The sequence below is a fragment of the Dyadobacter sp. HNCC25DJ183 genome (assembly GCF_056895175.1).
In genome coordinates, this window is the sequence record NZ_JBXHAP010000005.1 from 445,150 (window position 1) to 458,560 (window position 13,411).

A 13,411-nucleotide genomic window follows, 5' to 3' on the forward strand; every position below is an offset into this window, starting at 1 on the left:
AAGAACATTCTGGCGATTGGCGGCATTGAAGTGGTAGTTTCATGCCGCCCGTTACTTTCCTTTTTGCAAATGGAAATAGCCATTCTTAAACTACTGCGCTGATGAGAGATTTAGGAATTAGAATAACAGTGATTGCTTTTTTGCTGATCAGGCTGCTGCCAGGCGCGCAGGCCGCTGACCTGAAAGCCAAACCGGAACAGGACGAAAAGCTCGCCAGGCAAATGGCGGTGGCGGTAAATACGTTCCTGAAATCCCTCGATGACACGCAGCGGAAAGAGGCCCAGCTTGATTATCAGGATCCGGCGCGGTTCGATTGGAATTTTACGCCACGTGCGCGTAAGGGTTTGTCACTCAAACAAATGAATGCAGCTCAGCGAAAAGCAGCTATGTCGCTGATCAGGGTTGTGCTGAGCCAGGAAGGATATAGTAAGGCAGAGCAGATTATTGATCTTGAAAATGTGCTGAGGGTAGTAGAAACCCGCCCGGCAAACGATACCTACCGGGATCCTGAAAATTATGCATTCCTGGTTTTTGGAACACCTGGCAGCGATCCGTGGGGCTGGCGTGTGGAAGGCCACCATTTATCACTTCATTTTTCATCCATCAAAAACCAGATTACCTACACGCCGAGTTTTATGGGAAGTAATCCGGGAAAAGTGCTTGCAGATGTACCACAGAAAGGGAAGGTTATATTGAAAGATGAGCAGGAAATTGCATTCAGGTTACTGCATAGTCTCACCGAAGCCCAGCAGAAAAAAGCGGATCTGGGCGGAAAAGCGCCAAACGAAATATTTACTTCCAATTCCCGCAAAGCTGTGCTGGACAAAATGGAAGGGGTTGCGATGGAAGAATTGAATGGGGAGCAAAAAGCGCTTTTTAAAAACCTGATCATGGCATATCTCCTGCGTTACCATATTACACTCAAAAACCAGCAATGGGCGCAACTGGAAAAAGCAGGCCTGGAAAAGATCCATTTTGCCTGGATGGGCGATCACGAACCGGTAATTGGTCAGGGGCACGGCCACTATTACCGGATCCACGGTCCTACATTCCTGATCGAGTTTGACAATACCCAAAACGGCGGCAACCACATCCATTCCGTGGTGCGGGATCTTACCAATGATTTCGGAGAAGATATGCTGCGGGCGCATTATGAAAGCCAACACCGGTGAATCGACCAGCGTGTTAATACAAACATTCGACTAGGTAACCATCGATATTCTGACTATTTTCGAATAACTAAAATCATTAATTATGATGTCGGGCACTGATTTAAAAGAAAGGTTGATAGGGAAGATTCAGGAAATTGATAACGACCATTTATTGGCGGAAGCCTATCGTTTGCTCGCGCTCGAAGTTGAAGGAGAAAAGGCTTTTAATCTCAGTAATGAACAAAGGCAGGCAATTACAGAAGCCAGGGAGCAAATTAGTGGGGGGCAAAGCCTTACAAATGAAGAGGCGGACAATGAGATTGACCAATGGTTAAAAAAGTAATCTGGTCCCAAAGAGCTCTTGAAGATAGAAAGGCAATTTTAGCTTATTGGATTGACAGGAATAAATCAAATAGTTACAGTAAAAAGCTGAATTTGCTTTTTAAAGAAGCGATTCAGCTGATAGCAGCTTTTCCGAAAATCGGCAAACATACAGATGAAGAAAATGTACGGATCAAAATCGTACGTGACTGTTTCATTATCTACGAAGAAACTGATCGTGAAATTTATATCCTGACGATCTGGAACAGCTATCAGGATCCCGCTCGCCTGAGCTGGGAATTCTAACAACTTCACAAATGACCGAACCGCGTCACCGTTATTTCATTATTAATAAGCCCGCTAATATGGTTTCCCAATTTATCAGCACACATCCGGTGGGGCTGTTGGGTGACCTTGATTTTGATTTTCCGGCAGGCACGCATGCGATAGGACGGCTGGACAGTCATTCCGAAGGCTTGCTGATACTTACTACAAACAAACGTGTCACCAGGCTGCTGTTTACAGGAGAAGAACCGCACCGGCGTACTTACTGGGTCAATGTTGGGCATCATGTAAGTGAGCAGACGCTGCAACTACTCCGCAATGGGATTGGGATAGAAGTAAAAGGAGGACAGGAATACATCACCGCACCCTGCGAGGTTGATATTATTGAAAGACCAGCAATCCTTTCAAAACACCCGAGCGAAAACTGGGAGAATGTGCCGAATACCTGGCTGAAAATAACATTACAGGAAGGTAAATTTCACCAGATCCGCAAAATGGTGCGTACCGCCGGCCACAGGTGCAAGCGTCTGGTCAGAGTAAGCATCGAAGATCTGGAACTGGGCGACCTGCCACCCGGTAAAGTGCGCGAAATTGAAGAAACTACATTCTTCAATTTACTTAAAATCAGAAACTGGCAATCAGCCGATATTTCCAGTGACTGGCGCACCCGACCGCCTGTAACAAACCCGGAACACTAAGCCGGGGCATTGTTAGTTTTATGCGACCTGAATCATCGTAAAACAAAACTTCTGGCTATGAACCTCATTGGAAACATCATCTGGCTTATTTTCGGCGGCTTTATTGTCTTCCTGGAATACATGATTTCTGGTTTTTTGCTGTGCCTCACCATCGTAGGTATCCCATTCGGAATACAATGCTTCAAGATCGGATTTCTAACACTATTTCCATTTGGCCAGCAAGTGCGCGAGGTGCCGGGAAATACGGGTTGCCTTTCTACCATATTCAATATTATCTGGATCGTCCTCGGCGGTGTCTGGATTGCTTTGACGCACCTGATTTTTGGAATAATTCTTGCCATTACCATTGTCGGACTTCCGTTCGCAAGGCAACATTTCAAGCTGATGAGCTTGTCTTTTACACCTTTCGGTAAGGAAATCTATTAATCAGCAATCGAAATCCAGCATGAAAGTAGTCGTGATCACGCAGCCCGGCGCTCCCGGAGTTTTGCAGATTGGCGAGCGGGAAACGCCGCAACCCCGGCCTACCGAAGTATTGATTAAAGTCTACGCAGCCGGTGTTAACCGTCCGGACGTGATGCAAAGGCAGGGTAAATACCCGCCGCCGCCAGGTGCCCCTGCGGACATTGCCGGTCTGGAAGTTGCCGGCGAAATCGTGGAAACGGGGGATGAAGTAACTGAATGGAAGCGGGGCGACAAGGTTTGTGCATTGCTTACTGGCGGCGGCTATGCCGAATATGCAGTAGCGCAAGCAGGGCATTGTCTTCCCATACCGGCAGGTTTTGATTATGCAGAAGCCGCTTCACTGCCCGAGACGGTCTTTACGGTTTGGCACAATGTATTCCAGAGAGGCAATCTCAAAACTGGCGAGCACTTGCTGGTTCACGGTGGCAGCAGCGGCATTGGCATTACCGCCATTCAGCTTGCAAAAGCTTTTGGCGCCAGTGTATTTACAACCGCTGGTTCAAAGGAAAAATGCCAGGCTTGTTCCAGGCTCGGTGCCGACATTTGCATTCCCTACAAAGAAGAAGACTTTGAAGAAATCCTGAAAGATAAAGGCGTAGATGTGATCCTGGATATGATTGGCGGTGATTACATTCCGAAGAATATCAGGTTACTACGGGAGGATGGCCGGCTCGTTTTTATCAACACCATGAAAGGTGGCAAGGTAAAGCCGGAAGCAGATCAGGTGGATTTCAGTCTCATTATGCGAAAGCGACTGGTTGTTACAGGCAGCACCTTGCGGAACCGCGATGTTGCATTCAAAAATCAGCTGACAGCAGAAATTCGGGAGAAAGTCTGGCCAGTTATCGAAAAGGGCGCATTTAAGCCGGTTATCTTTCGCACGTTCCCGCTTCACGAAGCAGCAAAGGCACACGAGTTAATGGAAAGCAGCGGGCACATCGGAAAGATAATCCTGATCAATAATTGGGATTGATCATTTAGACAAAAGCTGCTTGTTCAAAATTTCAGAAATCTGGTCAGCCTGCGCGTAAACCATCAAATGTCCCGCTCCATTGATCACAACATCCGGTTTTACAAGATCAATCGGGATCAGCTTGTCGGCGCTGCCGTGAATGTGATATATATGATCAGCCCTCGTTTTCCGATCCCAGCTGCTCATTTTGATCAATGCCCATTTCAGGAATTTACTGTCTGTATCGTGCAAAATGTTCTTTAACAAAGCTTGCAGCTCAGGCGTATCTGCACCGAAATATCTGTAAGTATACTTGTTGGCCGATTTCAAAATCGGAGCGGCGAATGGTGAAAGCAGGAAGAACCGTATTAACCCGCGATTGAATGCAGAAACGGGAATACCTAGCGGTGTACTCGAAATAAGCACAATTTGTTCAGGCAGCGCGATCCGCGAAATCTCGCTGGCAATTACGCCACCAAAAGACAAGCCCACCAGCTTGAATGGTTTCGTCGTATCCATCTGCGCGACCAGGCGCCCGGCATAATGCGCGATCGTCTCCTTCCTTTGCGGCCTGATCCATTGAATATGGTTGACCTGTATAGCATCGTCCAGTTTCAGTTTGTCAAAAACACGCTTATCTGCACCAAGACCGCTGATAAAGTATACATTCATTTTAGACGGTTCAGGAGAGCCGGGGTTTTTGCCAGCAAACAGATTTTGGTCAAATGCATTTGCAAGGATCATAAAAAGAGAAAGCGCAATTCGTATTCCGGAAGTCATAGTCGATTGTTAACCTCCTGAATATACGAACTGCGCCTGAATAACGATTTTCCTACTTCACGAGATTAAATCGTACTCCCGCCAAAACCCAGCGGCCAGGCATTTTAGAGCCTAGTAAGTCGCTGTAATCTGCATCAAATGCATTGTCTGCCTGCGCGAAAACGGCTAGCATCCTGCCATCAAAGGCATATTCTGCGCGGGCATTCATTACGAAGTAGTTTTTTGAGATAGTTGCTTCAATCGCCGAAGCTTCGCGCGCGGCCCTTTGTTTGTACAATCCATTCAAACTGAACGAAAACCGCTTTAGCTGATAGATAGCAGAGAAATTGGCCAGGAATTTAGCATGTGAGGATACGTAAAACGAAGGTACCTGATTGCTGTTCCGGCTGTCCAGCCACGTTAATCCTGCATTCAGCAGCAGGCTCTGATCTTTGCCTAACTTGGTCGCCGACTGCACATCCAGCTCAAAACCGCTTGTATTCACCTCTGCAATATTCAGCGCCAGCCCAAAGTTGCCAGTGGGGGATAGATTGTCTTTTCGCGGCATTTGCGCATAAGGGGTAGTTACATAATCGATCAGGTCGTTTTGCAGCCTTTGAAAAAACGTACCCGAAAGTTTGAGCTGAGCGGTATTGTTGGTCGTCAAAAACCAGTCTGCACCCACTTCGTAGCTGAAAGAACGTTCCGCTTTCAAGTCAGGGTTACCTACATTACCACCGGTCACGAGGGCTTTGTTGTAGTTGTTAAAACGTTCGGTAAAATCGGCGTCGCGGATCGTTTTGCCTGCACTTCCGCGCAGCTGCCAGCTGTCTTTTTTGTATGATAAAGTGATTTGCGGGACAGCTTCCGTACCAATATTCTGCCGCCAGTCCAGCCGGATAGAAGGCGTCACGGTGAAATTTGTACCAAAACTTTGAACCAATGAAACAAAAGGCGCGAGCTGGTGAATGGAGTGGTTCCCACGGTCATTGGACGCGATATTCCGGTTCTGATAATTCAATCCGCCGATCAGGCTGGTAGCCGGTGAAAAAGCTTGCTGCCAGGTAGCAAGTCCCTGCCAAAGGCGCGATTTGCTGTTATTCGCAATTGCATGCGGGTTAAATGCATAGGTATCTTCCACAAACTTGTATCCTCCGTCAAATGCAAATGTGCTTTTGTTTTTGCGATAAGCGAGCCGCAGCTGGTTCCAGGAGGTTTTAACCTTTTCGCTTGCAGTATCGGATTTCAGGACGGTATAAAAGTTCTGAGCAGCAAAATCGCGGTGATCGTACGAGCTGCGAACCGCTACATTCCACGCATCGGAAAGCCGGTAGTTGAGCGAAAGCGAGGCAGTATTGTTGTGGAAAAATCCTTTGGTACCACGCTGCTGAACGCCGGATGCATTATTGGATAAGATCCCGCCCGACACCGCCAGCTTGTTGACCTGGTAAAATGCCCCGGCACTTGCATTCAGCAGACCATATTGCCCCGCCGAGACACGCGCGTTGACATTCGTTTTCGTACCGGGCGCATCTTCATTCCCGTCCAATGTTCTGGCCGCAAAAGTCTTTGATATTACATGAACAACCCCGCCCACGGCATCAGAACCGTAAATAGCCGAAGAAGCGCCTTTCAAAACTTCAACCCGCTCGATCTCCGCAGGCGAAATGGGGATATAGCTGTTAAAATGTCCGGTATTCGGGTCATTGAGGCGGATTCCGTCGAGGATTACCAGCACCTGCTGAAAAGTACCTCCGCGCAGCACAATGTCGCTTTGCGATCCCATTGGTCCCCGTGCCTGTATTTCCACGCCTGGCACATACCTGAGCAGGTCGTCAATGCTATGTACAGGCAGGTTTTGAAAAGATTCTCCTTTGATAACAGCAATATTCCGCCCCGTTTCCGACGCCCGCTTCTCCACAATTGAAGAAGTAACAGTAACCGGATCCAGCGAAACATCCTGCGCCTGTAATTGGGCAGCAGCCAAAAGCAAACTAACAACTAAAATGTAAAATCGTAACATAGATATAAAGAATTAAAACTTCCTCCCTTTCCTCCATTCTCCTTCCTCCTTTGCCAACAAAACTACTACCTTGCCGGACCGTTTATATGCTCCGGTTTTAAACTCATGAATAGTCCGGTTGAAATACCTTTCGACAACATAATCCTCCTCGACCGCCTTTCGGGCACTCCGGTGTACCTGCAGATCGCTCATAAAATGATCAATGCAATCCAGCGTGGGTTGCTCTCCAATGGGGCCCGGCTGCCCGGCACGCGCGCATTGGCAGAGACCCTGGATGTACACCGAAAAACAGTGGTAGCTGCCTACCAGGAGCTCCATGCGCAGGGGTGGATAGAAATGCTGCCAAACAAAGGCACTTATATAACGTACAAATTACAGGAATCTGAGGGTAAACAGTTGCTTATCAATGCGGAAGATCTTGTCAGCTACCCGCGGGCTGCCGGGTTTTCATTTGATAAAAGCATGCTTTTGGACCGGCCGGTTTCTGTATCCAATGTAGAGCTGGAATTTACCGACGGGCTGCCTGATGTAAGGCTGGCGCCGCTTGACAAACTCGCCAAAACTTACTCAGGAATTTTGCGCAGAAAGAACAGCCGGAAATACCTCGGTTACTCCCATGTAGAAGGAAATATGTATTTCAGGGAAAAACTGGCTGCTTATCTCAATAATACCCGCGGACTACATATCAATGCAGAAAACATCCTGACAACCCGGGGTGTTCAAATGGGGATCTATCTGGCTTCTGCACTGCTGATCAAGCGCGGCGACAGGGTAGTAGTGGGTGATCTGAGTTATTATACGGCTAATATGATTTTTCAGAATGCAGGTGCAAATATGATCTCCATTCCGGTTGACAGTCAGGGTATATCCGTGGAAGCACTTCGGAAATTGTGCGAAACAACCTCGGTCAGAATGCTATACCTAACCCCGCACCACCATTACCCGACTACCGTTACATTGTCGGCAGAGCGGCGAATGGAGTTGCTGAGCCTGTCGGCGAAATACGGGTTTATTATTCTGGAAGACGACCACGATTATGATTTTCATTACAACAGTAGTCCGGTACTTCCGCTGGCCAGTGCCGACAGGGCAGGAATGGTAGTTTACATCGGATCATTTTGCAAGGCGCTGGCGCCGGGGCTTCGATCGGGCTATATGGTCGCGCCGGCGAACCTGATTGCCGAGCTGGGAAAGTTGCGGCGCATTATGGACCGGCAGGGCGACCTGATGATGGAACAGGCACTAGGCGAAATGCTCGACGATGGCGAAATTCAAAGACACATCAAAAAAGCACAGAAGGTCTACCATCAGCGGCGCGACCTGCTCAGTACGCAGCTTGACGCCCAATTGGGGGAGTACCTCACCTTCAAATCACCACCCGGCGGACTTGCTTTCTGGACAGAATGGCGCAAAGATATCAACCTGATGCGCGTTAGTAAGGCTTGTCTGAAACAAAATCTGCATCTTCCGCAAACCCTGTTATTTCAAACAGGAAAACTGAGCGCGGTGCGGCTGGGTTTTGGTAATCTGAATGAAAATGAAATGACTGAGGCAGTCTTGATTCTCAAAGATATACTCGATAAAATGCATTAGAAAAGAGGTGCTGCGGTTTCGGATTATTCAACTAATTTGTGGTAAAATCATATACAGGCCCGCAGCTAACCTTATGAAAAAGCGAACATTCATTAAACTATCGTCAGCATTAATGGCAGCTCCTCTATTCCGTCCGCTATCTGGTCTGGCAGCAGATGAAAAATTAAAAAACTGGGCCGGTAACCTGGAATACAGTACCAACAAACTGGACGCAGCCCGGAATTTGCAGCAGGTAAAAGAAATCGTTACCAAATACCCGAAACTAAAAGTACTCGGCACGCGGCATTGTTTCAATCACATTGCGGATACCAAAGCCCGCTTCATTTCTGTAACTGACGCTGAGCAGCAGATTGTTTTGGATGAAAAAAATAAAACAGTGACCGTCAATGCGGGACTGAAATACGGGCAGCTTAGTCCTGTGTTGGATCAGAAAGGATTTGCATTACATAACCTAGCGTCCCTGCCGCATATATCGGTAGCCGGCGCTTGCGCTACGGCTACGCACGGTTCGGGTGAAAAGAATGGCAATCTTTCCACCGCAGTATCGGCACTGGAAATGGTTACTGCAAATGGTGAGCTTGTGCGGCTGAACCGGAAAGAAGATGGTGATAAATTCAATGCGGCCGTGGTGAACCTGGGCGCACTGGGTGTGGTAACGCAGGTGACGCTGGATGTGGAACCTACGTTTATGATGGGGCAATACGTTTTTGAAAACCTGCCTTTGAGCCAATTGAAGGAGAATTTCGACCAAATAGAGGCTAGTGGGTACAGTGTAAGCTTGTTTACCAACTGGGCCAGCGATGACATTACCGAAGTCTGGGTCAAATACAAGGAGGGTGAAAAGGCATTCAAAGCTGAAAAAGAGTTTTTCGGCGGGAAGCTGGCTACTAAAAACCTGCATCCTATTCCCGAACTTTCAGCTGAAAATTGTACTGAACAAATGGGCGTCGCCGGTCCGTGGTACGAGCGCATGCCGCATTTCAAGATGGGTTTTACGCCCAGCAGCGGCAAGGAGTTGCAGTCGGAGTATTTTGTGCCGAGAAAAAATGCCGTAGATGCTATTTTGGCTATTTCGAGAATGGGAAAGCAGATTACCCCACATTTGCTGACTTCCGAAATACGAACCATTGCAGGCGATGAGCTGTGGATGAGTCCTTGCTACAAACAGGATTCTGTAGCGATTCATTTTACCTGGAAACAGGATTGGCCGGCTGTTAGCAAATTACTGCCGTTTATTGAAAAGGAACTTTCCGTTTATGATGTACGGCCGCATTGGGGTAAGCTTTTCACTGTCGCGCCCGCTCTTCTTGCAAAAAGGTATGAAAAGCTCGGTGAATTCAGGCAACTGGCAAAAGAGTACGATCAGAAAGGGAAATTTGTAAATGAGTTCCTGAAGATGAACGTGTTCGGTTAATGTTCCGCAGGATTCGCCCTGCGCAACTGGCACGATTACCGCGCTGTTTACGTTATTGATTTCAGACATTTTTGTGCTAATCCAAATAAACAATGGCAACTAGACTAAAAGAACTTCCGGCTGCTGCACAGGAGATTACCTCCGAAAGAATCACCGAGTTATTCATGCAATACTGTCTTGAGAACAACAGGAAACCGGAGTCGGTATACCTGTTCTGCAAGCAAAACGGGATTGTTGAAAAGGATTTTTACAAACACTTTTCGTCGATAGATGCGGTTGAGAAAACGGTTTTTGTAAGCTTTCACAAGCTTGCTGTCCAGCTGATCGACCAAAGCGGAGAAGTGGATGCATTAGGGTTCAGGGATAAATTGCTGACTTACTATTACACTTACTTTGAGATACTTACAGCCAACAGGAGCTTTGTGATCTTCTCATTGCAGGAAAGCAGGAACCGTCTGAGCGGACTGATGAAATTGAAAGAGTTCAGAACGCATTTCAAAGAGTTTATTTCAAAGAGCAGCGACGGTTATCTGAAAATCAGAAGCGAGCGTATTCGCAAGGCGCAGCAGGATGCGTTGGAGGAAGGAGCGTGGATACAGTTCCTGGTGACATTGAAGTTCTGGCTCGATGACGAGTCTCTCGGATTTGAAAAAACAGATCTTTTTATCGAAAAATCAATCCGTGCGACATTCGACCTGATCGATACGAGTCCGCTTGAAAGTGTTATCGATTTTGGAAAATTTCTCATTAAAGAAAAGCTGAGGTAGGAATGGAGACGATTGATAGTATACCCACCTCTAAAATCCGACGTGCCACTAAATTGATTTCGACCGGTGTAAAAATCGGTGGTAATTATTTGAAGTATTACGGTGAAAAGATCACGAATCCTGAAACGGCGCGTGATAATTTGAACAGTAACAATGCAGAGGACATTTATGATAGTCTGAAAAACCTGAAAGGCAGCGCGCTCAAAGTGGCGCAAATGCTTAGTATGGAGAAGAATTTTCTTCCACAGGCTTATGTCGAGAAGTTTTCATTGTCTCAGTTCTCGGTTCCGCCACTTTCTGCTCCGCTTGTTATCAAAACTTTCAGGAGGTATTTCGGTAAATCGCCGCTTGACCTTTTTGATAGCTTTGATCCGAATGCGATCAATGCAGCCAGTATCGGACAGGTACATAAAGCTACTTTGAATGGTAAGGAGCTTGCTGTGAAAATCCAGTATCCTGGCGTAGCCGAGAGTATTTCTTCGGACCTCGCGCTTGTGAAGCCGATTGCGATGAAAATGTTCAATATTCAGGCAAAGGATTCGGACAAGTACTTCAAGGAGGTAGAAACCAAACTGACCGAAGAAACGAACTACAATCTTGAAATAGCGAGCAGTACCGAGATTGCAGAGGCCTGCGCACATATTCCGAACCTGCGTTTTCCTGCTTACTATCCCGAATTTTCATGCGAGCGTGTGATTACAATGGATTGGATGCAAGGCAGGCATTTGTCTGAGTTTTGCAAAGCAAATACGGATCAAACACTTGCCAACAAGATCGGGCAGGCACTTTGGGACTTTTATATGTATCAGGTGCACCAGCTGCGGAAAGTACATGCGGACCCGCACCCGGGCAACTTCCTGATCGACGAACAGGATAACCTGATCGCCATTGACTTTGGTTGCATCAAGGAGATTCCCGAATCGTTCTACACGCCGTACTTTGATTTGGCGGAGCCCGAAAAACTGAATGATCCCGCGACTTTCAGACAGGGTTTGGTGGATCTGGAAATACTTACACCAAAGGATACTGAGAAAGAGATCGTCTATTTCTCAAATCTTTTCAGGGATATACTAGGCCTTTTGACTCAACCTTTTAATTCCGAGAAGTTCGACTTTGCGGATGAAAGTTTCTTTGAAAAGCTGGCTGAGTTGGGTGAAAAATATGCAAACGATAAAGAGCTGCGGAAAATGAATATGAATCGCGGCTCGAAGCATTTCATTTATATCAACCGCACATTCTTTGGGTTGTTCAGCTTGCTGCATGATTTGAAGGCAGAAGTTGAAACCAAGCAGTTCGCGATGTAATAACAGCAATACTTGTTGCAGGGCAGGCAGGTTTTCTGTCTGCCTTTTTTATTCCTCTTCAATCATTTTCTTGCGTCTTACCAGCTTGAAGAGGGCTTTCTTCTCCTGTTCCGGCGTCTGGTCACCCAACAGAATACCCCAGGGTTTCAGATCGTCGACGCGATCGAATACTACTTTCATCATGGCAATTGCCGGAATGGACAGGAACATACCCGATAACCCCGCCAGTGCGCCTCCTACCAGTACTCCTACAATCGATACCAATGCATTGATTTTCACTTTCGAACCCACGATCACGGGGACAAGGAAATTATTATCAATGAATTGCACAGCTATAAAAACTCCCACAACCCCGAGAACGGTATCTGCTTCGGGGTGGCTGATAAATGTCACCAATACTGCAAGTACCGTCGCCACGATCCCGCCGATATAAGGTACCAGGTTGAGGATAGCCGCCATAATGGAGAGCAGCACAGCATATTGTACATTCAGGATCAGCAAACCGATGGAATTCAGGATTGCTACAACCGTTGTTTCGAAAAGCAAGCCTACCATGTAACTCTGGATAATCGACTTAATTTGTCCCAATCCTTCCAGTATCTTCTCCTTATGTTCTTCGGGAAACACCACTACCATGAAATGGAGCAGCATAGTGCGGTAGTAAAGCAGAAGAAACGCGTATATCGGTATGAGGATCAGCGTAGTTAATGGACCGGTGACAGCGCCCAGGGTTTCTGTTCCCTGGAAATTTTCAAGTGTTTTGGTCTGAGCGTTTTTCAGGTATTCGGCTTGCTGCCGGTAAGTAACGCTGTATTCCCGGCGAATCCAGCGGCGGGCGTCGTGATAAAATTCGTTGATGTTGCGTTTGAGCTTAGGAAGCTCGTCCGAAAAATCTGCCAGCTGCATGGAAAGCAGCACACCCACCGCGGAGACGATCAATACAGCCAGCAATACCGCGAGGCTTATTGCCACTACCTTCGGCATTCCCATGTTCACCAGCCACCTTTCCACCGGCCGCAGCAAAACCGCTATCAATCCAGCAAGTGCCAGTGGAACAATGATATCAGCTCCCAGATAAATAGCCGCCATAATCAAGCCAATTCCTAACAGGGAAAGTGATAATCTTTGGTAAAAAGGAGGGGAGTCTAGGGCTTGCATTGTCGTTATTTTTCTAAAAAGGATTTCATTTTTAAAGACTCTTCATCATACAAACACTATAATCCGAGACCTGATACTTTGAAAAGTCTGTGATCTGTTCGTAGCCTAGCTTTTTGTACAACTGAATAGCTTGTGGCTGGCCTTCTCCGGTTTCCAGGAATGCAGATGCGTATCCCAGCTCGATGCCCCATTTTTCAAGTTCCTGCACAATTGCCGACGCAATACCCCGGCCTCTGAATGCGGGTTCGATAAACATCCGTTTTAATTCGAGTGTCGTTTCGTCGAACTTTTTAAAGCAGCCGCAACCTACTAAATCTTGTTCTTCGTAAGCAAGTACCACCGTTTTCAGGTCCGTAATGCGGTTATATTCCTCGAAATCTTCTTTTTTGGTCTGATAAATGGAGCATAGCTCATCATCAAGCTTGTCAGTCAGCCTCGTAAAGTCCGGATTGTCGCTGGTGGTTCGTATAATTTTAAGCATAAACAGGCAATTGCATTCAATGCAATATCGCTGATTTGCC

General features: G+C 47.0%; 14 protein-coding genes. 10 read left to right on the top strand and 4 right to left on the bottom strand.

What is annotated here, in order from left to right; all coding sequences use genetic code 11:
* Positions 1–101 precede the first annotated feature (101 nt).
* From AC1XTG_RS15285 to AC1XTG_RS15310, 6 genes are all read left to right on the top strand, one after another.
* Positions 102–1,172 carry a DUF3500 domain-containing protein gene (locus AC1XTG_RS15285; RefSeq protein WP_484842538.1) on the top strand — a complete coding sequence of 357 codons (1,071 nt, stop codon included), beginning with the start codon at positions 102–104 and terminating at the stop codon, positions 1,170–1,172.
* 82 nt (positions 1,173–1,254) lie between these two features.
* Positions 1,255–1,494 (top strand): hypothetical protein, encoded by a 240-nt coding sequence (locus tag AC1XTG_RS15290; RefSeq protein WP_056292082.1) that lies wholly within the window; start codon positions 1,255–1,257, stop codon positions 1,492–1,494.
* Complete coding sequence (locus AC1XTG_RS15295) at positions 1,479–1,778, top strand: type II toxin-antitoxin system RelE/ParE family toxin (protein WP_056292080.1); 300 nt, start codon at positions 1,479–1,481, stop codon at positions 1,776–1,778. The genes AC1XTG_RS15290 and AC1XTG_RS15295 overlap by 16 nt, the downstream gene beginning before the upstream one ends.
* Positions 1,779–1,789: 11 nt before the next feature.
* Positions 1,790–2,455, top strand: coding sequence for a pseudouridine synthase (locus tag AC1XTG_RS15300; protein ID WP_056292077.1), 666 nt, complete (start codon positions 1,790–1,792; stop codon positions 2,453–2,455).
* Between the two features lie 57 nt (positions 2,456–2,512).
* The gene (locus AC1XTG_RS15305; protein WP_056292073.1) at positions 2,513–2,881 is read left to right on the top strand and encodes a YccF domain-containing protein; all 369 of its coding nucleotides are present in this window, start codon (positions 2,513–2,515) and stop codon (positions 2,879–2,881) included.
* A 19-nt stretch (positions 2,882–2,900) separates the two neighbouring features.
* A complete protein-coding gene (locus AC1XTG_RS15310) occupies positions 2,901–3,893 on the top strand; it encodes an NAD(P)H-quinone oxidoreductase (protein ID WP_056292070.1) in 993 nt (330 codons plus the stop codon).
* Here AC1XTG_RS15310 and AC1XTG_RS15315 read toward each other — a convergent pair whose 3' ends face one another.
* Entirely contained in the window at positions 3,894–4,652 is a 759-nt protein-coding gene (locus tag AC1XTG_RS15315; RefSeq protein ID WP_056292069.1) for an alpha/beta fold hydrolase, read from the bottom strand.
* A 52-nt stretch (positions 4,653–4,704) separates the two neighbouring features.
* Complete coding sequence (locus AC1XTG_RS15320; RefSeq protein WP_484842539.1) at positions 4,705–6,654, bottom strand: TonB-dependent receptor plug domain-containing protein; 1,950 nt, start codon at positions 6,652–6,654, stop codon at positions 4,705–4,707.
* Positions 6,655–6,759: 105 nt separating this feature from the next.
* Between AC1XTG_RS15320 and pdxR the strand changes: the two genes are divergently transcribed.
* The 4 genes from pdxR to AC1XTG_RS15340 all read left to right on the top strand — a co-directional run bounded on the left by pdxR (position 6,760) and on the right by AC1XTG_RS15340 (position 11,732).
* Complete coding sequence (pdxR, locus tag AC1XTG_RS15325) at positions 6,760–8,247, top strand: MocR-like pyridoxine biosynthesis transcription factor PdxR (RefSeq protein WP_484842540.1); 1,488 nt, start codon at positions 6,760–6,762, stop codon at positions 8,245–8,247.
* Between the two features lie 73 nt (positions 8,248–8,320).
* The gene (locus AC1XTG_RS15330; RefSeq protein ID WP_484842541.1) at positions 8,321–9,661 is read left to right on the top strand and encodes a D-arabinono-1,4-lactone oxidase; all 1,341 of its coding nucleotides are present in this window, start codon (positions 8,321–8,323) and stop codon (positions 9,659–9,661) included.
* Positions 9,662–9,753: 92 nt separating this feature from the next.
* Positions 9,754–10,428, top strand: coding sequence for a TetR family transcriptional regulator C-terminal domain-containing protein (locus tag AC1XTG_RS15335; RefSeq protein ID WP_484842542.1), 675 nt, complete (start codon positions 9,754–9,756; stop codon positions 10,426–10,428).
* 2 nt (positions 10,429–10,430) lie between these two features.
* The gene (locus AC1XTG_RS15340; RefSeq protein ID WP_056292050.1) at positions 10,431–11,732 is read left to right on the top strand and encodes an ABC1 kinase family protein; all 1,302 of its coding nucleotides are present in this window, start codon (positions 10,431–10,433) and stop codon (positions 11,730–11,732) included.
* Between the two features lie 48 nt (positions 11,733–11,780).
* On the opposite strand, the gene AC1XTG_RS15345 is transcribed toward AC1XTG_RS15340, so the two are convergent.
* Entirely contained in the window at positions 11,781–12,890 is a 1,110-nt protein-coding gene (locus AC1XTG_RS15345; RefSeq protein WP_484842543.1) for an AI-2E family transporter, read from the bottom strand.
* Positions 12,891–12,921: 31 nt separating this feature from the next.
* Positions 12,922–13,371 carry a GNAT family N-acetyltransferase gene (locus AC1XTG_RS15350; RefSeq protein WP_056292333.1) on the bottom strand — a complete coding sequence of 150 codons (450 nt, stop codon included), beginning with the start codon at positions 13,369–13,371 and terminating at the stop codon, positions 12,922–12,924.
* Positions 13,372–13,411: the final 40 nt, after the last annotated feature.